Origin of the sequence: Paludibacter sp., assembly GCF_009712605.1 — a bacterium.
Taxonomy (GTDB): domain Bacteria; phylum Bacteroidota; class Bacteroidia; order Bacteroidales; family Paludibacteraceae; genus Microbacter.
Genome location: NZ_WASO01000003.1, coordinates 223,839 through 249,335, shown reverse-complemented (window position 1 = coordinate 249,335; position 25,497 = coordinate 223,839). Strand labels below are relative to the sequence as shown.

General features: G+C 36.4%; 21 protein-coding genes. All 21 read left to right on the top strand.

Features of this window, described 5'->3' with window-relative positions:
- Positions 1-789 precede the first annotated feature (789 nt).
- The 21 genes from rfbF to F8N35_RS04915 all read left to right on the top strand — a co-directional run bounded on the left by rfbF (position 790) and on the right by F8N35_RS04915 (position 25,442).
- On the top strand, positions 790-1,563 hold the full coding sequence (rfbF, locus tag F8N35_RS05015; RefSeq protein WP_293050257.1) for a glucose-1-phosphate cytidylyltransferase: 774 nt from the start codon (positions 790-792) through the stop codon (positions 1,561-1,563).
- A 97-nt stretch (positions 1,564-1,660) separates the two neighbouring features.
- Entirely contained in the window at positions 1,661-2,746 is a 1,086-nt protein-coding gene (gene rfbG / locus F8N35_RS05010) for a CDP-glucose 4,6-dehydratase (RefSeq protein ID WP_293050256.1), read from the top strand.
- A gap of 67 nt (positions 2,747-2,813) precedes the next feature.
- Positions 2,814-4,133 (top strand): lipopolysaccharide biosynthesis protein RfbH, encoded by a 1,320-nt coding sequence (rfbH, locus tag F8N35_RS05005; protein WP_293050255.1) that lies wholly within the window; start codon positions 2,814-2,816, stop codon positions 4,131-4,133.
- Between the two features lie 58 nt (positions 4,134-4,191).
- On the top strand, positions 4,192-4,563 hold the full coding sequence (locus tag F8N35_RS05000) for a GxxExxY protein (RefSeq protein ID WP_293050254.1): 372 nt from the start codon (positions 4,192-4,194) through the stop codon (positions 4,561-4,563).
- 170 nt (positions 4,564-4,733) lie between these two features.
- Complete coding sequence (locus F8N35_RS04995; protein WP_293050253.1) at positions 4,734-5,423, top strand: hypothetical protein; 690 nt, start codon at positions 4,734-4,736, stop codon at positions 5,421-5,423.
- Positions 5,420-6,334: an NAD(P)-dependent oxidoreductase gene (locus F8N35_RS04990; RefSeq protein WP_293050252.1), complete on the top strand. Its 915-nt coding sequence runs from the start codon at positions 5,420-5,422 to the stop codon at positions 6,332-6,334. The genes F8N35_RS04995 and F8N35_RS04990 overlap by 4 nt, the downstream gene beginning before the upstream one ends.
- Entirely contained in the window at positions 6,331-8,031 is a 1,701-nt protein-coding gene (locus F8N35_RS04985; RefSeq protein WP_293050251.1) for a thiamine pyrophosphate-binding protein, read from the top strand. Before F8N35_RS04990 ends, F8N35_RS04985 begins: the two co-directional genes overlap by 4 nt.
- 101 nt (positions 8,032-8,132) lie before the next feature.
- Positions 8,133-9,023, top strand: a complete 891-nt coding sequence (locus F8N35_RS04980; RefSeq protein WP_293050250.1) for a glycosyltransferase family 2 protein — start codon at positions 8,133-8,135, stop codon at positions 9,021-9,023.
- A gap of 5 nt (positions 9,024-9,028) precedes the next feature.
- Positions 9,029-10,039, top strand: coding sequence for a glycosyltransferase family 10 (locus F8N35_RS04975; protein ID WP_293050249.1), 1,011 nt, complete (start codon positions 9,029-9,031; stop codon positions 10,037-10,039).
- Positions 10,036-11,508 (top strand): oligosaccharide flippase family protein, encoded by a 1,473-nt coding sequence (locus F8N35_RS04970; protein ID WP_293050248.1) that lies wholly within the window; start codon positions 10,036-10,038, stop codon positions 11,506-11,508. Before F8N35_RS04975 ends, F8N35_RS04970 begins: the two co-directional genes overlap by 4 nt.
- A gap of 32 nt (positions 11,509-11,540) precedes the next feature.
- On the top strand, positions 11,541-12,293 hold the full coding sequence (locus tag F8N35_RS04965; protein WP_293050247.1) for a hypothetical protein: 753 nt from the start codon (positions 11,541-11,543) through the stop codon (positions 12,291-12,293).
- Between the two features lie 71 nt (positions 12,294-12,364).
- The gene (locus tag F8N35_RS04960) at positions 12,365-13,561 is read left to right on the top strand and encodes an O-antigen ligase family protein (RefSeq protein WP_293050246.1); all 1,197 of its coding nucleotides are present in this window, start codon (positions 12,365-12,367) and stop codon (positions 13,559-13,561) included.
- Between the two features lie 52 nt (positions 13,562-13,613).
- A complete protein-coding gene (locus tag F8N35_RS04955) occupies positions 13,614-14,708 on the top strand; it encodes a glycosyltransferase (RefSeq protein WP_293050245.1) in 1,095 nt (364 codons plus the stop codon).
- A gap of 74 nt (positions 14,709-14,782) precedes the next feature.
- On the top strand, positions 14,783-15,682 hold the full coding sequence (locus F8N35_RS04950) for a hypothetical protein (protein ID WP_293050244.1): 900 nt from the start codon (positions 14,783-14,785) through the stop codon (positions 15,680-15,682).
- Positions 15,682-16,386 carry a WecB/TagA/CpsF family glycosyltransferase gene (locus F8N35_RS04945; RefSeq protein WP_293050243.1) on the top strand — a complete coding sequence of 235 codons (705 nt, stop codon included), beginning with the start codon at positions 15,682-15,684 and terminating at the stop codon, positions 16,384-16,386. The genes F8N35_RS04950 and F8N35_RS04945 overlap by 1 nt, the downstream gene beginning before the upstream one ends.
- Positions 16,387-16,422: 36 nt before the next feature.
- A complete protein-coding gene (locus tag F8N35_RS04940; RefSeq protein WP_363928361.1) occupies positions 16,423-17,811 on the top strand; it encodes a sugar transferase in 1,389 nt (462 codons plus the stop codon).
- Between the two features lie 38 nt (positions 17,812-17,849).
- Positions 17,850-20,297 carry an SLBB domain-containing protein gene (locus F8N35_RS04935; protein WP_293050242.1) on the top strand — a complete coding sequence of 816 codons (2,448 nt, stop codon included), beginning with the start codon at positions 17,850-17,852 and terminating at the stop codon, positions 20,295-20,297.
- A gap of 292 nt (positions 20,298-20,589) precedes the next feature.
- A complete protein-coding gene (locus tag F8N35_RS04930) occupies positions 20,590-21,714 on the top strand; it encodes a Wzz/FepE/Etk N-terminal domain-containing protein (protein WP_293050241.1) in 1,125 nt (374 codons plus the stop codon).
- A 737-nt stretch (positions 21,715-22,451) separates the two neighbouring features.
- Entirely contained in the window at positions 22,452-23,828 is a 1,377-nt protein-coding gene (locus F8N35_RS04925; protein ID WP_293050240.1) for a class I SAM-dependent methyltransferase, read from the top strand.
- On the top strand, positions 23,807-25,207 hold the full coding sequence (locus F8N35_RS04920; RefSeq protein ID WP_293050239.1) for a sulfatase-like hydrolase/transferase: 1,401 nt from the start codon (positions 23,807-23,809) through the stop codon (positions 25,205-25,207). The genes F8N35_RS04925 and F8N35_RS04920 overlap by 22 nt, the downstream gene beginning before the upstream one ends.
- Positions 25,194-25,442 carry a hypothetical protein gene (locus F8N35_RS04915; RefSeq protein ID WP_293050238.1) on the top strand — a complete coding sequence of 83 codons (249 nt, stop codon included), beginning with the start codon at positions 25,194-25,196 and terminating at the stop codon, positions 25,440-25,442. The genes F8N35_RS04920 and F8N35_RS04915 overlap by 14 nt, the downstream gene beginning before the upstream one ends.
- The last annotated feature ends 55 nt before the right edge of the window (positions 25,443-25,497 follow it).

Below are 25,497 nucleotides of genomic sequence, written 5' to 3'. Positions count from 1 at the left end.
CATCGACACCTTAGCCCTGCATCTGAATTAAATCATATCTTTGTACGCTTTGCATATTCTCCGCGTTCTTTGCGGTTAACCTCCGATTAAGAAGCATAGCCCTGGCAATCTGAATTCATTTGTGCAATTCGTGCCTATAAATTTTACCATTAAGAAATGAAGATATTTAAGAGCCTCTTATCGGCCTTAATGGTTACCTGTCTCTTGCCCGCCGTCCTCGTTTCTCACTCATTTACCATTTATCATTAACAATTAACCATTAGATCTCACCTTCGCTTCATTTTTCTTTCAGTTAAAATCTCCATTTATTGCTTGTGCAACCAAAACAAATCCGTAAATTTGCACACCAAAATCAGAGGGACTGCTGTCCATAGATAAACCGAAAACAGTTTACAATCCTGAGAACAGTCTCATCCCTTTTGTGCCACTAACCAAGACCAATTTATAACGCAAGGGAAGTACAGAAAAAAATTCTTAATACAGGACAAAGCAAATCTGACTGATTAGCTAAGCCTGTATAAATTAATCTTTCCCTATTTTATGTGTACGGTTTATCTTTATCCTTTTTTATAATAGAAAAGGAAATCGGTAAACGTGTTGTTTCCGGGCATCTTGGTTATCCTGCCGACACCATTGATAATCAACCTGCCATTTATTGAAAAATAATGCTTTTTTGAAGCAATCCGTTTTTTTACGCAAAAAACACTGCTCAATAACATCAACGTGAATAAAAATATTTTTCAATAACACATAATTATGTTTGATAAATAAAAGATAAATTATTTAATAATGAAAATACTTATCCTTGCTGGTGGACTTGGTTCGCGGCTCTCTGAAGAAACATCTTTAAAGCCTAAACCAATGGTTGAAATAGGAGGACGTCCTATTTTGTGGCATATTATGAAAATCTATTCGTACTATGGATTTAATGAATTCATCATTATGTGCGGATACAAGGGATATGTTATCAAAGAGTATTTTGCCAATTACTATCGCCATCGTTCGGATCTTACTATAGATATGTCGACAAATACGATTTGCTACCATAAAAATCATGCAGAGCCGTGGAAAGTAACTCTTATCGACACCGGATTAAACACCATGACAGGTGGGCGTATTAAAAGGGTTCAGGAATACGTCGGGAATGAGCCGTTTATGCTTACCTATGGCGATGGTGTTTGCGATATTAATATCAATACGTTAGTGGATTATCATAAACAACACGGAAAATTAATAACGATGACTTCCGTACAGCCTGCCGGACGTTTTGGTTCTTTGTTGATTGATGAAAACAATAATATTCTCTCTTTCAAAGAGAAGCCCAAAGGAGACGGGAGCTGGATCAATGCGGGTTTCTTTATGTGCCAACCTGAAGTTTTCGACTACATTCAAGGCGGTGATTCCACCTTCTTTGAACGGGAACCGCTCGAAAATCTGGCAAAAGACAAACAATTAGTAACCTATAAACATAGTGGGTTCTGGAAGCCGATGGATACGCTTCGCGATAAAACAGAATTAAGTGAGATGGTTGAAATGGGTACAGCTCCCTGGATCAAATGGTAAATTGATTATACCACAAAGGAGCACAATGTTAACACACACAAAGTCACACGAAGGTTTATTTGAATAACTTTGTGAACCCTTTGAGAAGCTTAGTGAAATGGAAAATTTATTCAATTCAGTTTATAAAAACCGTAAGGTATTGATTACCGGACATACCGGATTCAAAGGTTCATGGTTATGCCTACTCCTCAATAAACTTGGAGCAGATGTGTATGGCTATGCTTTAGAGCCGCCTACCCGTCCAAGCCTTTTTCAGGAAGCTAAAGTTGCAGAACTGATTACCTCCGAAATCGGCGACATAAGGGATTTGGATCATTTATCCCGGTTTGTACATCAGGTTCGTCCGGAAATTGTTATCCACATGGCAGCTCAGCCTTTGGTTCGTGAATCGTATAAAATTCCGGTCGACACCTATGCCATCAATGTGATGGGCACTGTCAATTTACTGGAAGCATGCCGACTGACTCCGGGCATCAAGGTTATTGTCAACGTAACAACTGACAAATGTTATGAAAACCGGGAATGGCACTGGGGATACCGTGAAAATGAAGCTATGGGAGGCTATGATCCTTATTCCAACAGTAAAGGTTGTTCCGAATTAGTAACATCGGCTTACCGCAATTCCTATTTCAATCCTGCAAAGTATGCAGACCATGGCGTAGCCTTGGCTTCAGCCCGAGCGGGCAATGTCATTGGTGGCGGTGACTGGGCGGTAGACCGGCTGATTCCCGATTTTATACGTTCTATAGTAAATGGAGAGATCATCAAAATTCGCAGCCCTTATGCAATCCGCCCTTGGCAACATGTATTGGAGCCTCTTACCGGCTATCTTACGCTGACTGCAAAGTTGTTCGCTGAAGGCTCAAAATTTGCCGAAGGATGGAATTTTGGACCCGAAGATAAAGATGCAAAGAATGTGGAATGGATTACATCGACCCTCTGCAAATTCTGGGGTGATAATGCCGGTTACGAAATCGACACGACCCCGCAGCCACATGAAGCCAACTACCTGAAACTGGATTGCTCCAAAGCAAAAGCTGAATTGGGCTGGTATCCGAAATGGGATATTGAAACTACCCTCAAAAGTATCGTGGAATGGAATAAGGCTTATCTGAATAAGGAAGACATTCGTAAAATAACCGAAAAACAAATCGAACAATATATTGAAACCCCATTTCACTAAGTATCACAAAGAAAACATTGAGAGCCTTTGTGACATGAACAATAATAATTTTAGAAAATCATATAATATGTCAGACAGTAAACAACTTCGTTCAGAGATTATTGAAAAGGTAAAAGAGTACTATAAGATTCAGTTTGGAACCAAGGAATTTATTTCCGGAAAGTCTCCCGTTAACTATGCAGGTCGGGTATTTGATGAACAGGAAATAATTAATGCCGTTGATTCTTCTCTTGATTTTTGGTTAACAGAATCACGCTATTCTTCTGATTTCGCAGAGAAAATTTCTGATTTCCTTGGAATAAAACATGTAATGCTCACCAATTCAGGATCTTCCGCCAACCTATTAGCCTTTTCAGCTCTTACTTCTGAAAAGCTGGGAGATAAACGATTGAAAGCCGGAGATGAAGTGATCGCCGTTGCTGCCGGTTTTCCGGCTACTGTCACTCCAATTATTCAGTATGGTTTGATTCCGGTATATGTGGATGTGGAAATTCCTACGTATAATATCAATGTTGCTCAACTCGAAAAAGCAATTTCTCCTAAAACCCGTTGCATTTTTTTGGCTCACACTCTGGGAAATCCCTACAATCTGGATGCTATAATGGAAGTGGCCAATAAACACGACTTATGGGTGATTGAAGACAACTGTGATGCATTCGGCAGCAAATACAAAGGAAAATATACCGGTACTTTCGGACATATATCTACTATATCTTTCTACCCGGCTCACCATATCACAACCGGTGAAGGCGGCGCAATCTGTACAAACGACCCCAAACTGGCAAAATTGGTTCGTGCTTTCCGTGACTGGGGACGTGATTGCTACTGTGTGGGAGGTGAAAATAACACCTGTGGTAAACGTTTTACTCAGCAATTTGGTAATTTACCGCTTGGCTACGACCATAAATATGTTTATTCTGAGGTCGGATATAATCTTAAGATGACGGATATACAAGCTGCTATCGGTAGCGCTCAAATGGACAAACTACCTTCTTTCTGTGAAAAAAGGAAAGAAAATTTCAAAACGTGGACACGTATTTTTTCTAAATATCCGCAATTCTTCACCTTGCCTGAAGCTACCGAAGGTGCTGATCCTGCATGGTTTGCCTTTATCGTGACTGTCAAAGAAGGTGCACCGTTCACCCGTGATGAACTGACCCGCTATCTGGCTCAAAATAAAATAGAAACCAGGAATCTGTTTGCCGGAAATATGACCAAACAACCAGCTTTTATGAATAAAGCGCACCGTATTGCAGACAATCTGAATACAACCGACTTTATCATGAACCATACTTTCTTCTTAGGCACTTATCCCGGATTGCAGGAAGGCATGTTCATGTATGCAGAACAAATGTTGGATCAATTTGTTGGCAGTTACACAAAGTAGCACGGCGACGTAGTGATACTTGGTGAATCCTTGGAGGAACTTAGTGGAATCGAAATTTATGACAGAAGACCAGATAAGCAAAATAATTCTCGACTGTGCCTTCAAGGTGCATACCGCATTAGGTCCAGGTCTTTTGGAAAGTGCATATAGGACATGTTTAGCCTTTGAATTACGGAAAGCCGGATTAAAGGTTGAAGAAGAACGAGCGTTGCCACTCATTTACGAAGAGATTAAGATGGATTGCGGCTACCGCATTGATCTATTAATTGAATCGAAGGTAGTTGTGGAGCTGAAAACCGTTGAATGTTTTACGGATGTGCATATTGCACAAACTTTGACGTATATGAAATTGTCAGGAAGTCATCTGGGATTATTGATTAATTTTTACGTCAAATCATTGAAGAACGGAATTAAACGATTAGTACTTTGATTAATGTCTCAAAGTAACACAAAAACTTAGTGAAACTTGGCGGATCCTTTGAGTGACTTAGTGAAACAAAAAATTATTCCACAAAGTAGCACGAAGTACATCACAAAGTAAAACAAAAACTTAGCGAGACTTGGTGAAAACTTGGAGGGACTTAGTGAACCACACAAATTATGGTAAAGAAATACAAATCAATCATACGGAAAATTGAAAATCCGGTTGAAGGCGTCTATACGTTAACGATAGAACCTATCACCGGAAAATTTCGCTTTGCTCCAGGACAATTTCTCCATCTATCCATCGATAGCGATTATGATGGTGTAAGCCAATGGCCGGAATCTCGCTGTTTCAGTATCCAGACATCTCCGGACGACTTCGGCTCACTAAAAATTACTTATTCCGTAAAAGGCGCCTTTACAAGCCAAATGAGAGAAAAAATACAGGAAGGAAGCGAAGTGTGGGTCAAGATGCCTTATGGGGACCTGTTTGAACAGGAGCATCGCAAAGAGAATACAGTCTTTATTTCCGGAGGAACCGGTATAACTCCTTTTTTGTCTCTCTTTACCGATTCGTCATTTTCAGAATATTCAAGGCCTGTGCTCTATGCGGGATTTCGTTCCGGCGCATTGAATTTATATCAAGAAGAATTAAAATATGCTCAATCAATTAATTCGTCCTTGATAACTCATTGCATTTATGAAGATAAAAAAGGAATACTTAATATTGAAAAAATAGCAATGGAATCCGATGTTACAAATGCATTCTTCATTTCGGGACCACCAGCAATGATAAAAATTTTTAAGCAATGCCTAATAAAATATGGCATTCCAAAAACAAACATTTTAACGGATGAGTGGGAATGATTTTGATTACAGGTGCTACCGGTTTTATTGGTTCTAATATTGCAAGAGAATTATTAGATAGAAATTATATGGTATGTGCCATATACAGAAACAGTTCTTCATTTGAAAAATGTGCTGATATCAAAAATAAAATCACTTGGGTAAATAGTGATGCTCCAGACTGGAAGTATAAAATACAAGAATTAAATCCAAAGCAATTGATACATACAGCTTGGGGTGGAGTTGGTGCTAAGGATCGTAACGACTGGGAGCTTCAGATAAACAATTTTTGGTTTTCAAAGGAGCTGTTCGATCTGGTCAAAACATGTGATATTAAAAAAGTCATTGCTTTTGGCTCCCAGGCAGAATATGGTTCGCAAGGATTTGCTGTGAACGAGGAAACATCACCCAAACCGGATGATGCCTACGGAGCGGTAAAAACTATGACAGCTCATTATATGAGAAATATTTTTGAAAAGACTGAGATAGCTTGGTATTGGGTTCGTGTTTTCTCTGTATTTGGAGAATTTGAGAACTCTAATTGGCTCATACCAACTGTTATTTCAAAACTATTAAACAATAGATCAATACAGTTAACTAAATGCGAACAACAATACAACTACCTTTATATCAAAGACTTCACAAGTCAACTATTGGGTATTATTGATAGCATTGAGAATAAATCCGGAGTCTACAATATCTGTGATTCCAAATCCGTATCATTGCAACAATTGCTTCGTACAATAACAGAATTCATGGGTGTACCTGAGCAATTTCTTGAATTTGGGGCAATACCCTATAGAGAAGGACAAAATATGTTGATCGCCGGGGATAACACAAAGTTCAAAAAAAATTTTCCGATTTCAACTAAGATAGGATTAAATGAGGGATTAAATCGTACAATAAAACATCACAAAGAAAGACTTCTATGAAAGTTACCTCTTATATTGCACATTTCCTCAAAAGTAAAAATATCGATACTATTTTTGAGCTCCAAGGGGGAATGATTACCCGTATAATTGATGAATTGTACCGTCATGACGGGTTTAAAATCATTACAATGCATCATGAGCAAGCTGCTGCTATGGCTGCTGACGCATATGCACGGGTAACCAACAAACCAGGCGTTGCATTAGCAACCAGTGGACCCGGAGCTACTAATCTAATCACGGGGATCGGCAACTGTTATTTTGACTCTGTACCGGCCATCTTCATCACCGGACAGGTAAATCTGAATGAACAAAAAGGAGATAAATCTGTCAGACAATTGGGTTTTCAGGAAACAGATATTGTATCTGTTGTAAAACCATTGACCAAAGCTGCATTTGCGATCAAATCGGCTCAGGAAGTCCCTGCTGTTTTACAACAAGCCTACGATTTATCCTTGGAAGGAAGACCCGGACCTGTCCTTATTGACATTCCAATGAATCTTCAAATTGCAGAATGTGATGAATTTAAGGATTTATCTGAAACCGTACAACAACCGGACTTAAATAATTTATTCAGTTTTGTAAGTGACTATATCTCTTCACTTCGGCAAAGTAAAAGACCTCTCGTTCTAGCGGGTAGAGGGATCAGAATAGCAAATGCTGTTAAGGAATTACACTTAATTGCAGAAAAGCTTAATATCCCGATTGTAACCTCCCTAAATGGAATTGATGTCATTCCAGATAACAACCCCTGTAGGATTGGACTTATAGGCTCATATGGCAATAGATGGGCTAATTATGCTTTAGGCACATGTGATCTGCTCCTAGTTATTGGCAGTCGCCTTGATCTTCGCCAAACTGGGTCTGATATTCAAGCATTCAAAACAGGGAAAAAAATATTCCATGTTGATATTGATGCTGCAGAACTAAACAACCGCATTTCCGATTGCCAGGTTTTGCATGCTGACATTTTGCCTTTTCTGAATCAGCTTTTGAATAGTGATATTGCAGATACTGATTTCAGTTATTGGTTTGCAGAGATTAAAGCAAAGAAAGAAGAACGCCCTGATACGGCTGAACTATCTAATATAAAAGGTATAAACCCTAACAAATTGGTTCGTGCAATATCGCATTGCTCCCGATTGGCTGTTGCGGTTACTGCCGATGTAGGTAGCAACCAAATGTGGGTAGCTCAATCTGTCTCATTATCCAACAATCAGCTTTTTCTAAGCTCTGGAGGAATGGGGGCTATGGGGTATTCACTCCCTGCAGCTATCGGGTCATCGATTGCGTCAGGTAAAGCTCCTGTAGTTTGTTTTGCAGGAGATGGCGGTTTTCAAATCAATGTGCAGGAATTGCAAACAATCCGCCGGAATAATCTCCCGATTAAAATCGTGATACTGAACAATCATTGCTTGGGCATGATACGACAATTTCAGGATAGTTATTTTGACAGTGCATATCAATCAACGGTATGGGGATATTCAGCCCCTGATTTTGCTGCTTTAGCGAATGTTTACGAAATTGAATCAATCCGAATTGATCAGGAAGAGCAAATAGAAGAGGCCCTTTTAAAAATGTGGGGAAAACCAGATCAACCTTTTTTATTAGATGTTTCTCTGGATATTCATACTAATGTTTATCCTAAAATGTTGTTTGGAAATTCCATAACAGAAATGGAACCTAAATATGATCTCTGATTAAAAACAACAATCTATCAGATTATTCGCCATAGGGCCTCCCTGATAGTAATGTTTTAATTTTATAATGCTGCTCGTATCACCAATTCAATAAAATTCGTATGACCAATGTTAGCATATATTTAATGGCAAGAGACCGGCCGCAATATATAATGCGTTCTATAAATTCCATCTTTAATCAAACTTTCCAAAATTTTAACTTTATTGTCTCAGACAATTCAGCCACAAATGAAGTTCAGAATATTATAGTAAATAATAATATAAAAGATCCCCGGTTCACATATATAAGAAGATGCCAACCTTTTGAATCCGGCATTGATCACATTAACGCAATTCACCACGAAGTACAAACCCAATATTATATTATTTTCCATGATGATGACATCATGCTACCTGAAATGGTTGGACAATTATATGAAACAATAAAAGAAGATAATAAGATTGTTGCTGTTGGTGGATTTGCTTATACTATAAAGAATGGAAGAAAAATTAGCTCAAAAATACCAAATAACAAAGAAATAATAGATTCCCCTGTTACTCTTATTTCTAAATACACCTCTGGAGGAGCTAACGCTGCTTTTGCTTCTTATATGTATAACAAACATCTATTAACTAATTTTATAGAGAAAAAAAATGGAGGCAAATATTCTGATTGTTCTTTTATTGTTTCGTTACCTCAAAATGGACTTGTCGTTCATATACCTTATCCCTTAATGGAGATAACAATTCATGAAGGACAAGATAGTCAAGATCATAATTTTTGCGAATATTTATCACTAATTAAATATTTAAAGCGTATTGCAGGAAAAGAGAATAAAAAAGGGATCACTCGGCTTAGGGTATTCAACATCTACAACGAGCTTGTTCGTCGTCATAAGAAAGATTCTATTCCTTTATATAGCTTGAGAATTTTGCGTTTGTTATTTACATTGTCACCAACATCTTTTTTTCTTAAATATATCATTAGAATGCTACATTTATATAATAAATAGACTTAATGAGAAATATTTTAATATTGACCTCCTCAAATAATCCATTATATAGACAAATTAGTAAAAATGGAATGCCTGTAAAGGAAAAGTATATTTTCGAAATTAATACATTCACAAGTGAATTTGAGCAAAATATAGATAAATTTGATTTCTTGGTAGTTTTAGATGACTATAAAGAATCTATTGAATTAAATTATCCTAAAGACAGGATGATATTATTTACAGGAGAGCCGCCATACATCAAAATATATCCAACAAAATATTTAGATCAATTTGGTTCCATTTTTACTTGTCAAAAGGCTATTCTTAAAAGATCCAATGCCTATTCTACAATACCTCCTTTACCATGGATGACAGGTTGTTCTCTCAAAGAAAACTCACATATGTTTAGCAACACTAAACATATGAATTATGATGATTTCTCAAGCTACTCTAATCTGGACCGTCTAGATAAAGTGTGCATTATTACATCAAACAAAAAAATCACTAAGGGTCATCGAGATCGAGTAGATTTTGCTTTAAAATTAAAGCACGCATTACCGGATAAAGTGGATATTTTTGGCAATGGATTTACTAATATTTCAGATAAGTTCACTATTCAATCAAAATACAAATATTCGATTGTTATTGAAAACTGTTCATATCCTAATTATTGGACTGAAAAATTAGCAGATACTTATCTGGCTGGAAGTTTTCCTATCTATTATGGAGCCCCTAATATAGGGGACTATTTTTCCGATAACGAAATAAAGATAATTAACATCAATAACTTTCAATACGCATTAAATCTGATCAAAGAAATTTTAGGTAGCTCTTTGTATCATGATTCAATTTCTTCTCTTAACGAGGCAAAGTTAAAAGTATTAAATCAATATAATACCTTCTCTATTATTATTTCTTGTATTGATAAAATCAAACATCCAGAATCAAAGACAATGCTTTCAAATTTCAATCCGATTCATTTCTCCATATTGGATAGTGTAAAGCAAAAGATTATCAGATTAATGTACCCATGACTAGCAAAAATGAATATAAAGAAATCCTAAAATCGACTGGTGTATTTGGAGGTACTCAGATTGTGGTCATTTTGTCTGGTCTGATTAAATCTAAGATTGTAGCAATTCTTATTGGACCTACAGGTGTTGGGATTTCTGCAGTCTACAACAACATCTTGTTAATGTTAGGTAGTGTCATTGGATTAGGTATTGGTTCAAGTGCTATCAGGGAGATTGCTAAAGAACATCAGAAAATTGGTAAAATAAGAGTAGCTAAAATTACGCAAAATTTAGTCCTCTATTTAGCTGTAATTGGTGTAATTGTAACATTAATATGCTCATTCCCTCTTAGCAAATTAATGTTTGGAAGCAATAACTACATAATTGGCTTTTGTATAATATCTTTTGCGGTTTTCTTTAGTATCCTCTCGACAGGATATGATGCATGTCTTAAAGGATTTAGGGCAATCAAGAATATTGCTTTAATTTCTTTGTATTCATCAATCGGGAATATTTTGATCTCATTAATAATGTTTTATTTTTGGGGAGCCAAGGCAATACCCGTTACTATAGCCTTAAATGCTTTAAGTATTCTTGCCTTGAACTTTTTTTATACAAAGAAAACCGTTAATACATCTACAGTAAAAATATCAATACGAGAAACAATCAAGGAAGCAAAGCCTATGGTTGTACTCGGCATAATGCTAGTCATTTCTTCTTTGATTGAATACTTTGTTATAAATATTACCAATATCGTCATTGTAAAGAAAGGATCTCTAGCTCAAGTCGGGTTATATCAAGGGGCAATGCAAATTACCAATATGTCTATCAATTTAGTTTTTGCTGCAATAGCAAATGATTACTATCCCAGATTAGCCAGCTTTTGTAATGATAAAGTTGGGTTTAACAATGCATTTAATACTCAGGCTGTTATTACTGTTTTATTAATGGTTCCTATTCTAAATGTAATGATAGTTGCAGCTCCTGTGCTTATTCAATTATTTCTTTCTAAGGAATTTAGTAGCATTTCCAGTTTTTTATATTGGATCTTATCTGGTTCTATATTTATGTCAATATCATGGTGTTTGTATTATATTCCACTTGCTTATGGACATACTAAACGTTTTTTATATATGAGTATAATCTATGCTATTTCGAAATTGTTAATTCAAATCCCCTTCTATCTGTTTTGGGGGCTTAAGGGGATTGCAATAGGTAATGCACTTACGACTTTTATTTATGCCTGTATTGCATATGTACTTTATAGAAAAATATATACAATCAGTTTTCATAAAGATTTTTTTCGCATATTTGCAATATTAATTATTTTTTCTCTTACAATATTGTCCCTTGAAATTCTGAAACAAAATTATTCATGGCTTATTTTGTTGGAAATTTTGTGCGTGGGTATTGTTTGTTTGTATTGTTGGATTCATTTAAATAAGCGCACTGATATAATAAATTCATTAATAAGTAGAATAAAGAAATGAAATTTATAACCCGTATATTTAAACGAATTGACATGCCTCAAGTTAATCTGTTAAGGACGATATTATTCAACTTTAACTTTTTGCCTTTTCAACAGGCCATAAAATTACCAGTAGTTCTATATGGAAAAGTTCAATTCTATTCATTGGAAGGAAAAGTGAAGATTGAAGGTCAAATATTTACCAAAATGATAAAAATAGGCTCAAATAGAGCAAGCCTTTCTGGTTACGATAAATCTACAACAATTGCTTTACTAAAAGAGGGATTAATCATATTTAAGGGAAAAGCTGATATCGGAATGGGAACTTTGTTGAGAATTAATGGAACATTAATAGTGGGGAATAATTGTAATATCGGATCTAATTCTAAAATCCTATGCGACTGCTTAATTGAATTAGGAGATGATGTTGATGCGTCTTTCCAAACATCTATTATGGACACAAATTTCCATCCATTGGTTAATTTAAATACCAAAGAAGTTCACCCTTTTAGACAACCAATAAAAATTGGTTGTGAAAATTGGATAGCCAGTTCTGTATGTATAATGCCAGGAACAATAACTAAGAATTATACAACAATAGCATCTAATTCAATGGTAAATAAAGATTTTTCAAAAAACGATGTTGAGAATATGGTTATAGGAGGGATTCCAGCTAAAATCTTACGAACCAATATGTACAGGATTCGTTCACATTGCATTGAAGAAAATATTGCACAACACTATCGTAAAAATGTTCAAAGTATATATATATATGATAATAAAGGTATAATCGATACTAAGGATTGAATTATGATTTTATCATCTAAGAAACTTAACATATTGACTAAATTAGGAATTAAACCATAAGCTGTAAAAATATGTATTTGAATTTAAATCGTGTCATGATTGCCTTAATGTATGGAATGGTACTTGTCGATATGATGACGGGTTATCAGTTAATTGCCAATCCTGATTTAAATTTTACACCAGGTATCTTTTATAAGCTTTTGTTGTTGATCTTGCTTTTTTATTTCATGCCGAGGCTCAATCCGTTGGTAATGGTTGTCAATATATTACTTTATACAACAACACTCTTTTCTTCATTATTGTCTGACATAAGTACTATTCCAACAAACATCATTAATGCGTCAAAATTTTTAATGTTTATCACATTTTTCTATTACCTGACATTTCTTTCGAAGAGAAATGTTATTAATAATAGAACTCTATATAACATTGCTTTGTTTACGTATGTTGTGATAATTATTAACCAAATTTTTGGCATTCTTGGCTTTGGGAAAGCTACATATATGGTCAATGGAATCCCAGTTGGCACATCAGGCTTCTTCTTCGAACATAATGCTACTGGTATCGTTTTGTTAATAGTTTCTGCAATAATTTATATGTATCGTCGAAACTCAATATCAAATATTAAGTTGCTATCGTTTGCCATTTTGACATTAATTATTGGATTTTCATTTGCAACCAAGACGGCCATTATTGGCTCTGTTATTATTGCACTAATTGCATTTTATGACAGGCAAAGAAAATATTTACCACTTGTGGTTGGTTTAGGCGCTGTATTGATTATGCTGAATTGGGGAGTAATTCAAGAAACAGGGCAGGTTTCGAAAGTAATAGACCAAATGGATCAAGATGAATCTAATGCTTTGCTAAGTGGGAGGGAAGACCGGTTTGTCAAGGGAACAAATGATTACTTTGTAAAATTCACATTCTTAGAGAAAGCAATCGGCATTGGATCGTATAGATTTGTTAATGAGGATAATGGTGTGGGAGGTAGTTCTGAGATTGATTTTATAGACATTCTTAAAATATCCGGTTTAGTAGGTTTTATCGTTGTTTATATTCCCTTTTTATGGATCAGTTATCTTTGTTTACACCATTATAGAAGGTACAAAATAAAAGAGTTTGCTATTGTACTAGTTTTAAATATAGTATTTTTAGTTATTTCCTCTACTGCTGGTCACTTATTTCCTTCAGGTTCTGTAACTTTCTATTTGGCACTATTAAATGCTTATCCATTTTATGTATTGAACGGCAAACTTGATAGTTAATTGAATTCTAAGAATTATTTGTGTATTTACAGAACTAATATGATAAGCATTTATGAAAAAAAGGAGAGTAATGTTCTTTATTTGTGAGCGCGATTATGGCATTAGTACATTTTTGACGCAACAAACGTTAGCATTTAATAAGATTGAAAATATAGATTTTTTATTTATTTCTGGTAACAGCGAAAAGGAGAATGGCTTGTTTAATCAGTTAGATGTCGAGAATATTCCTTATAGAAAAGTAGAAGGGTTAGAATATCATAGAGAATTCAGGAGATTGGTAAGGATTTTCACATCACTAGTTAATGAGTTTAATCCACATATTTTGCATGTACAGAATAATTGGCAATTGGCAATTGCTATTATTGTAAAATTACTTTCATTTCGAAAATTCAAAATTTTTTATACTGTGCATGGGTTCAGAAACAATAAGAATATTCTTATCCGAGAATTATTCAGGTTATTTCTTGGGCTTGTTTTGTTTGTTACTGTTGATAAAGTACTATTTGCCACGACGTATGTAAAAGACTCTTTTTCTATTTTAAGGGATCGATTGCAAAAACTTCTTTTTGGAGTTGATGATATTTATTTCATTAATGCAAAAAAACATAGATTTATAGGTAATAAAATTGTAGCTATTTATCCTGCTCAATTTAGAGAAGGTAAAGATCAAGATAAATTAATAAGAATCATTGCAAAGTATAATTCTTTATCCCCCAAAAAAGTAGAATTAATTTTACCTGGAGATGGCGATAATTTAAATAAATGCATTCAATTATCGAAGCAATTAAATGTTCAGGATTCTGTTGTATTTCCAGGACATTTGAACATTACTCAATTAACGAGGTATTATAATGATTCACATATTGCAATTATAGCCTCTAAATCAGAAACATTTGGGTTTTGTATCGTGGAACCAATTATTATGAATTGTTTGGTATTATCCAAACCTGTTGGAATTGCTAAAGATATAATTGAAAGTTCGAAAAATGGTTTTATTTATAACAAAATAGAAGAGTTGCCTCAAATATTTGATATTCTATTCGAGTCTCCAAATCTATATGAAAAAATTCTTTCTGAATCGACAAAATTAAAACATCAATTTAGATGGGCACAAATTGCAATTGAATATGATCGCATTGTGACCTAAATAAATATGAAAGTAAAATCATCGCATTTCTTAAATCCCTATATCTTAACTATTTTACGAATACTATCGGTCAAATGAACAGAATAAAAACGCAAAGCAACGGAAAAGGGCTAGCAAAAAATTACAATATAGCAATCTGCTCTATCGTAAGAGATTGCAGCACAAATCTAAAAAAGAACATTCCTATTATTGAAGAAATAAGGTCTTACTTTAAATCAAGTGTTGTTATTGTATTTGAGAATGATAGTACTGATGACACAAAAGAGACATTGAAAGGTTGGCGTCAAAATTCATCTAATACATACATTGAATGTGTGAATTATAAAACTAACACAATCCCTAATTTTAATCAAACAGGGGTCAATAAGTATTTTTCAAGTGATCGAATTTCAAAGATGGTGGAATATCGAAATAATTATTTAGACAAGCTACAACATATCGATTTCAATCCTGATTTTGTAATGATCGTAGATTTAGATGTATCTAAAATATATTTGGAAGGCATTTTTCACTCGTTTGGAATTGTTGAACAATGGGATGTCGTTTGCGCAAATGGATATTCATTATCTCCAAAGTTAACTAAAAGATATCATGACTCATATGCATTAGTCGAGCTTTATAAGGAATCAATACCTCAATCAGAAATTTCAATAAGGGAGAATGCTTATAAATGGGGGTTCTTAAAAAAGGGAATGCCTTTAATGCCGGTTTATTCGGCATATGGAGGTTTAGCTATCTACCGATTTGACGCTATTGAGTCATTAACATATAGAATTATACAAAATAACAACCCTGAAGTTGAGGTACGATGCGAACATTTTGCGTTTTGCCAAGATATCAGAAACAGAGGGTTTCAACGTATTTTTATAAACCCAGATTTAAAAGTAAAATACCAATCGGTAAACATTCATTTAATCGTAAAATATATCAAATCATATTTATCCCATAAATTCAAACTAAATAACTTGCAATAATGCTGAGCAAAGTACCAATTTTCAACGCTTCTTTAGATATTCTACCCTCAACGAAACTATTAATAAGTACGATAAATGCTCATTCTTATAATATATATTTAGAGGATATTGATTTTAGACATGCTATCAATAGCAGTAATATTGTTCTTCCTGATGGAATTAGTATTGTGTTAGGAATGAAATTACTTGGTGGAAAAAAATTAAAAAAGATTGCTGGTAATGATCTTTTTGATTATGAAATGCAATATTTACAATACATTAAAGGTAAAGGCTTTTTCTTAGGTAGTAGTAATGAAGTTTTAGAAAAGATATATCGCAGAGCTTCTTTTGAATTTCCTTCGGTGACATTAGCTACATATTCGCCTCCATATAAAGATATTTTCTCGAAAGAAGATAACAATCAAATAATAAACGCTATTAATGATTTCCATCCTGATGTTTTGTTTATTGGAATGACTGCCCCAAAACAAGAAAAATGGGCTTTTGATCATTTTAATGAATTGCAGGTCGGGCATGTGTGTTGCATAGGGGCGGTATTCGATTTTTATGCAGGAACGGTAAAAAGAGCACCTCAATGGATGATCAATTCTGGATTAGAATGGCTATTTAGATTAATCAAAGAACCCAGAAGAATGTGGAGACGCTATTTAATCGGTAACTTAAAGTTTATCTTTGCAATATTCAAAGAAAAATACAGATTATAAAGTTTATTCATTACCTGTACAAATTTATACCGCAATATGCTTACAAAAAGAGAATCTACGCTATCCTTTATTATGGTAACATTGCAGACTCTTCTATCTGCGATGCTATTATTTATTCCGCTGTATACAATACAGCCGGAGCGGTTTACCATAGCACATGGCATAATTATTTCTGCCATTTTAATAAGTGTATGGTTCTACTTTTTGTTTCGCCTCAGATTGGGAATTATTTTCCGTGAATTGGCATTTATGTCAATGATACGCGGTTATGCCAGCGTTGTGCTTATCGGTGTATGCTGTCTGATTACCGTAGCCATCCTTTACCCGTGGATGACAACACGTCTCGATTCAATTTATTTTTGTTTGATCTTTGGTCTAAGCAATTTCTTACTCCTTATCCTTTTTAAATATGCCTTCTATAGGGGCATGCGCCTTATTCGCAGAAAGGGGTTTAACTCCAGGCAAATAATTATAATCGCCAATACTAACAACTGTATGTTTCTATCTACTTTCGACAGAGTAAAAGACTGGGGGTATAAGCTGGCAGGAATATTTAGCGACGACCCGGAGTTACTTTCCCGGTTTCCAAAACAAAAAATCTACCCTACAACTGAAGCAAGAGACTTTATTCTCCAACATCCGGTAGACGACATATTCTATTGCCTGCCTATCAACAACATCAATATACAAAGCTTGATTGACCTGTGCAATACCATAGGCGTTACATTGCACATTATGCAACACTCGGAACAAAATATACACGGGCGATATGCGCTTAAAACAGAGTTTAACGAACAGTTTATCACTTACCAGACTGTAACCGACAAATATCTCCGATTGAAAATCAAAGATCTGTTCGACCTATTTTTTAGTCTTACCGTAATCGTGGCTTCGGCTCCAGTGACATTGTTCATTGCTATTTTGATCAAAATGGATGGCGGTCCGGTTTTTTTTAAGCAGGAACGGATTGGAAGGAATGGAAGACGGTTTATGTGTTACAAATTTCGTTCTATGGTGCCCAATGCCGAAGATCTAAAAAAGCAATTAGCAGCGCTGAATGAAGCAGATGGCCCTGCCTTTAAAATAAAAGATGACCCACGGGTAACAAAAATCGGGAAATTTCTGCGCAAAACATCTTTGGACGAATTGCCTCAATTTATCAATGTAGTCTTGGGTAATATGTCTATAGTTGGGCCACGTCCACCACTCCTTTCCGAAGTAGAACAATATGAGGCTCACCAACTCCGGCGGCTTAGCATGAAGCCCGGGATTACCTGTACCTGGCAAGTGTGGGGGCGTCATAATGTAAGTTTTGAAGAGTGGATTCACATGGATTTGGAGTATATTGATAACTGGTCCATTCGGTTAGATGCCAAAATAATTCTTGCCACTTTCGGTGTTATTTTAAAGGCCGGCAATAATTAAAAAGTTGTATTTTTGCAAAATATTTGAATAATAAAAAAATGAAACGAATTATCCTTATTTGTATTGGAATTTTAATAGGAATTATCTCTTATTCTCAGTCATTATCCAGCCTTCAAAACATCAATGTAGACAACCTCAGTGAAGCCCAAATTGGGCAATTGAAGCAGCAGATGCAAGTTCAGGGAGTATCCGTTAATCAAATAGACCAATATGCCGCTGCGAAAGGTGCTTCGCAGGAACAAGCACAGAAATTGAAAGCACGTATCGTGCAATATTCCGGGCATGAGGTAAAACCAGGAAACAGGTATCCGGAATCAGATAACGAATTTAACATGGCTGGAGACGAAGCTCAAAACGGGTTCGAACCCGACCAATGGAAACGGGATTCTGTTAGAGCCGCCAAACCTAAGGTATTCGGAACCTCTATTTTTAAAAACGCAGCCATGAGTTTTGAGCCTAACCTGCGCTTGGCTACACCGCAGGACTATGTACTGGGGCCGGATGACGAAGTGTTGATAGACATTACCGGGTTATCCGAAGCTTCTCACAAATTATACGTTAGTCCGGAAGGAAACATCCGCATTCCCCTCGTTGGTGTGGTAAATGTAAGCGGGCTGACCATTGCCGAGGCACGACGGGTCATTAAAAACCGCATGACATCCACCTACAAAGGCTTAGCTTCCGGAAATACATCTGTTAGCATCAATCTGGGCAATATACGCAGCATTACGGTACACGTGATTGGTGAAGTGGCACATCCGGGAAGTTTTACCATTCCGTCTTTAGCCACAGTGTTCAACGCCCTGTATCAATCGGGAGGCCCGAAAGAGACCGGTTCGTTCCGTGATATTCAGGTGATCCGTAACAATTCGGTAATCCGCACCCTCGATCTCTACGATTTTCTGGTATATGGCAAGCAGCATGATTTCCGTTTGCAGGATCAGGATGTAATCAAAGTACTTCCCTATAAAAACCGGGTCACACTGACCGGTGAAGTAAAGACACCTGCCATTTTCGAAATGAAGAAAGGAGAGACCCTGCAGGATCTGATTACCTTTGCCGGTGGATTTACCGAAAAAGCATACCGAGAAAGCATCACCGGCTACCGCAACACCCTGAAAGAAAGGAGTGTGGTAAGCATCAGTAACGGAGATTTCAAGAGCTTCCAAACGGAACCCGGAGACGAATATACGGTGGGAAAACTACTGAATCGTTTTGTGAATCGTGTACAAATTGCCGGAGCTGTTTATCGTCCGGGAGTGTATGCTTTGAAGGAAGGAATGAAAGCCAAAGACCTGATTCAATTGGCCGAGGGCTTGAAAGAAGATGCTTTTGCCAACAGTGCCGTGATCTTCCGCAAAAACAACGTGGGCATCACAGAAGTTGCTTCTTTTAGCCCGAAAGAGGTACTAAACGGACAAAATGACATCATGCTTCAACGGGAAGACAGCATCTATATCGGTTCTGTTCTCGATATGAAAGAGAGTGACTTTGTCTATATTTCGGGAGAAGTGATGAAACCGAACAAATATCCGTTCGGCGAAGGCATGACACTGAAAGACATCATTCTTCTTGCCAACGGCTTTAAAAACAGGGCCAACGTAGGCGAAATAGAAGTTTATCGCCAGATTACAGACGTAAAAACACTGAACGAGAACGTAACCAAAGCTGAATCTTTCAAGATTAAAATGAGCTCTGATCTGGAAAGCGGAGAAGCCGCCACTTTCAAACTCAAACGGGAGGATCGCGTGGTAGTTCGTCCTATCTTCGGCGCTGAAGATATGAAAGAGGTAACGATAGAAGGCGAAGTAATTGCTCCGGGCAACTATGTATTGACCTCGAAGAAGCAACGCATCTCCGATCTTCTTGGTCAGGCAGGAGGTCTCTCTGCCTATGCTTATCCACAAGGAGCTTTCCTGACTCGTCAACACAAAAAGGAAGCTGTAGATCAAAAAGCAATGGAGGTCATTAAAAAAGACGCAGCCTTAAAAGTAAAAAGCAAAACCAACGCTATCGACTCGATGCTGGTAGAAAAACAAGATGCTATGACATCTGATATTGTCGACATCCGGTTGGAAAAGATTATGAAACATCCGGGATCAAAATACGATCTGCAACTGGAAGAGGGTGATGTTCTCTCTATCCCAAAACAACTGGAAACGGTGAATGTATCGGGTGAGGTGCTCCGCAGTGCTTCGGTACGTTACCAAAGCGGACGCTCGCTGGGATACTATATTGCCAATGCGGGAGGATTCAGTGCCAAAGCGTTGGCTGGGAAAACATACGTGGTTTATCCGAACGGATCGGTGGACGCCACTTCGCACTTCTTAGGATTCCGGGTCTATCCGAAAGTGAAACCGGGAGCAAGTATTGTCGTCCCGTTAAAACCGGAAAAGAAAGGAATGAGCACGGCTGAAACAATTGGTCTTACTTCCAGTATCGTTTCCATGGCAGCATTGATCGTAACATTGATCAAAGCGTTATAATGACAATCTATAGTCCACGGACGAACACGGATTGACATGAATTAAATTAGAGATAACGGTTAATTGTTAAGGATTAATGATTAATTCATAAGAAATCACTTGTACCTTGGACTTTATCAAACCTTTGAGTACTTAGCACAGTCTTGGCTTTTCTTTGCGGTTAATCTCAGATTTTGTTGTTGTCGGAAACGCTAAAAGAATTTCCAAAGGGGAAAAAATGTTCAACTTAGCATAAAATAAAAATTCAGAAAGGATTCTATAAACAATGAGTTCAGAACAAAACAATATAAACATGTCATCGCAGAATAACAACGGAACGACATCGTCAGACGAAATATCCTTACAAGAGATGCTCCTGCATCTTACGACAATCAAGAAAAAGATCTGGAACAAGAAATGGATCGTAATTGTTATTGCTGTTATAGGAGCAGGAATCGGACTTACTAAATCTGTTCTTACCAAACCGACTTATACCGCCAAACTCTCTTTTGCCTTACAGGACGAAAAAGGCGGAGGCATGTCGGGACTCGCCAGTCTTGCGAGTCAGTTCGGTGTAAGCGTAGGTGGTGCCAGCAGCGCATTTGGAGGAGACAATCTCTACGAACTCTTTACCTCCCGCCGTTTAGTAGAACAAACACTGCTCTGCCCGACAACCATTAACGGCAAAACAACCAACCTGCTGAACCTCTATATAGACACTTACAAGTTGCGAGAAGGGTGGAGCAAAAGCTCAAAACCAGAAATTCAAAAAATGGCCTTTCCACTTAGTCAGGATAGAAAAAGTTACACGCGGGCTCAGGACAGCATTCTTCAATCCATTTATACCACCATTACAAAGAAGCCCATGCTAACCGTAGCCCAGCGTGGCAAAAAGCTGAGTATCGGTGACATTTCCTTTGTATCCGAAAATGAAGATCTCTCCAAACTATTTGTGGAGAATCTTATACACGAGACAACTGACTTTTATGTATATACCAAAACCAAAGTGTCGCGCGATAATTACTTGAAGCTGCTCCACCAGGCCGACTCGGTAAAAGCCATCTTCAACGGAGCGGTCGCAGCCCGTGCCTCACAGGCCGATGCCGTACCAAACGCGGTTCGCCAGGTGGCCAGTGTTGGGGTGGTTCGTTCGCAAAGCAATGTGCAGGTGGCAGGCGCTACCTATGCGGAGATGATTAAGAACCTGGAAGTGATGAAAATGACCATCAATCAGGAGACGCCGCTGGTACAGGTAATCGATGCTCCCGTTTATCCCCTGGAGAAGCAACGTCTGGGTAAAGCCAAAGGCATCCTTATAGGAGGCTTTACCGGTGGATTTTTAGCTATCCTTTGGTTTGCAGCTCTCTATTTCTGGTCGCTTTTCAAAGTCAGCTTAACACCAGAAACCAAAGAAGAAACCGAACAAAAAAAAGAATAACTGATTGAAAATTACCGCAAAACCATCTTGACTCTTTATATACAATATTATTTCGCTCCCATGGAGCTCTAAAAGAATATGATAATTCATTTTACCTCCCGATAGCTATCGGGAATTGCTCCCCTGAAGCCTCACGAATGCTCCCTTTAGAAGCTTAATTATGGTAGTAAACATCATTTTTATAAATCAAAAGCTCCGTAAGAGCAACATTATAAAAAATAAAAACAGTTTAGTTAACATAATATACTGATTTAATGCTTCATGCACTTTGTGACTACCTTTGCGTACTTCGTGGTAATATCTTTTACTACAAAGGGAATAAAGTAAAACGTAAAGAAAATAAAACAAAGATAGAGTGAAATTTACGAAGTCAAAATACGATAATGATTATTCACTTTGGGTGAAGCAGAGTGGTAATGGTATAGTTAGGGGACTCATGCCCTACTGACAATTTCTACAAAATTGGACTACATTACTGCAACAGTAAAAAAACTGCTCGTATTATTAACACAAAAACTGCAAATTAATTATATCAGAAGCATATCTGCATCAATACTTTCAAATATATCATAAAATGAAATTTTTATATATCGACCCTGGATCCGGGAGTTTACTATTTCAAGCACTATTATCAGGCCTTTTAACTTTTTTGGTTTTCTTTAAAAAGATAGTTTTCTTAGTCAAAAGCGTATTCACAAAACAGAAAAAAGAGTCCATTAATTCCGACTCTAAAAATCATGATTAAACCCAATTATAAATCACATAGGGATAAGACATCTAGAGTCGTTGAAAAAAATGGAATTTACTACAGGTATATTTTTCAAGCGTACAAAAAAGACTACGATGTACTCATGCTATCCGGACTATATCATGTATTGATAAAGAAAGGACTGCTTATCCCTCACGATGAAGTAATGATTGATGTGGATGATTCAACGGTTTATAAGCGGTTGCTACCAGAACAAATTAACTTTCAAAGTTTTCCTTTTGAATGGTCTTATTCCCAATGGAGAAAAGTAGTACTGACATGCCTTGAGATAAACCACATAGCTTTACAGTATGGCATGATACTAAAAGATGCTACTCCATTTAACTTTTATTTAAAAGAAGGAAGAGCAATTTTATTGGATACCAGCTCGTTTATCTCTTTTAACGATGGAGATAATTGGATTGCATACAGACAGTTTTGTGAAGAATTATTAGCCCCTTTTGCCTTAATGTATTTCTCAGGACAGAGATGGGCTAGATTGTATCAAACTCATATGCATGGATTACCATTGGCCTTTGTTAGCAAGCAATTGCCAATTCGATCATGGTTTAACACAACATGCCTTATGCACTTACACATGCATGCGAAATTTGACTATCAAAAAATCAACAATAAGACTTCTGACTCAAGAGTATTTAACTCAACAAAACTACAAATACTATTTAGATTAATCCAATCGAATGTTAGAAAATGGGAGACGCCTTATACTTATAACGATCATTGGTCGGGCTATTACAAAAACACGATAGAGTCTGAACAATACTTACTGGAAAAGGAAAATATCGTTAGACAATGGCTAACAAATTGCAATCCTACAAAAGTATTGGATTTAGGAGCCAATACCGGCAAATTTAGCAAAATTTCATCCAAACTCGCAGAAGAAGTTATTGCAATTGAAAGCGATCAACACTGTGTTGACTTAATTGAAAAAATGACTGTAGATGAAAATATTAAAAATATCAATGTCCTTGTCGGAGAGTTATCCGAACCGACCCCATCATTAGGGATTTTGAACAAAGAGTTAGATTCTCTATTTGAACGCACTCAATGTGATGTGGTATTATGTTTGGCATTAATACACCATTTGTGTATCAGCAGCTATATGAGCATGGATCAGGTATCGGAGATGCTATCGAAGTTTAGCAGCAAATACGTCATCATTGAATTTATTCCACGTGATGACGAAAAAGTAAAAATATTAATGTCGGGCAGAGAATCAACATTTAATGATTACACGGAGGAGAATTTTGTTCAAACATTTAATGAGTCCTTTGAAATGATGGACAAGACTGTTATTCCTGGTTCCAAAAGAATTTTATATTTATGGAAAAAGAACGTTGGTTAAAAAAGAGTGTTGCAAAACTCTTTGCAGAATTGTTTGATAAGAATATACCTTCTGTTATCTTCATCACGTTTGCTTATTTTGCGTTTAACTGGGGTGACATATATAGTTCTCCCTACTTCAACAATATTAAGTTCACTGCATTTGTTATCTTACTTTTGATAATTCAGTGGCTCGTCAGTAAATTATACCGAAGCAATTACTTACTTCTAAAGATAATCTCGATTTTTATTGTCAGTTCTTTTATTATATTTTGGTTTGGGTATTATGTGGAAGATTTTGTAGTTCGATGGCAAAACGAAAAATTTCATAGCGTGATAATCAGGGGGCGAGTAATTTTACTAATAGTCAGCCTGATTGTGTTTTCTCTTGAATTTTTAGTGGCGTTGAAAAGGGGGAAAAACATATTCATTCAGAATACTTTTTTTGCCATCCTCTTTTGTGTAATTATCTTTATTTTTTTCACAAACAGCAGTCATTCGAAAGAAATAACCAGTATCTCCAATCGATGCATCCCTATTAAATCTGCTTGCTCTGAATATAAACCAACAATATTAATTATCACAGACGAGTACAACTCTCCTGACGGCCTTGTCAAAATATTCAAAGACAGCAGCCTTTATTATTTTTCAAACAACTTAAAAAAGAAAGGTTGGATCGTAAAAAATCATTTTTTTTCACACGAGATTTCGACAATATCCAGCCTGAGTTCTCTGTTTAATTTCAATTTATCGAATGAGAAAAATTTTTCTAAAATGTCAATAAATGTGATTGGCACCGAAAAACTAATCAAATGTACCCTGGCAGATAGCCTTAGTAAAAAAAACACTAGCATTATTAATTATGGAATTTTTGACTTTGGCAAGAGCAAGCCTATCAATAGACTGTTCTATATTTATCCCAAGACATTTACAGAATTACTGGTCAACAAAACCATATATCCTGCTATACAAGGCAGGCCCTTAAGCCTTGAAGCTTTAAGTTTTAACCCTGTAGAGCATCATAATAAATATATTTTAAACACGCTTATTGATACATTACGGGCAAATCTTCAAAAGAAACAATTTGTTTATGTTCACCTTCTTATGCCACATGGTCCAATGGTATTTAGTCCGATAATTAAATTCAAAGATCAAGACAATAACCCAAAACACTATCTTGCATATTGGAAATTTACAAATATCAAGTTATCTTCTCTTCTAAACGTGATTGCAAGCTTACATAAATATCGAATTATTCTGACTGGTGATCATGGTTATAGAGGATGCCCGAGCATCGATCCACATTATACTTTTACGGCCTTTTATGGCTTTGATAAAAATGATATTAAAAAGCTCCATTCAGTTCAAGATTTGGGGAGTTTGATAAATGGATACAACTGATACCAAGTACGGGAGTGAAGGAATCGACACACCCACCTATCCTCTCGAAAAACAACATCTGGGAAAAACCAAGGGCAGCCTGATGAGAGGCTTTGCCGGTGGGCTTCTGGCTATTCTTTGGTTTGCCGCTCTCAATTTCTGGTTGTTTTTCAAAGTCAGCATGAAAGAGGAATCCAGGAAACAAAAATCGGAGATTCGGGAATGGCTGTTGGCAGGACATCAGAACCTGAGATGAGGAAGAGTATTCAGGATTCAGTACACAGTTTTTAGTACTTTGGTTGCTCTATTGA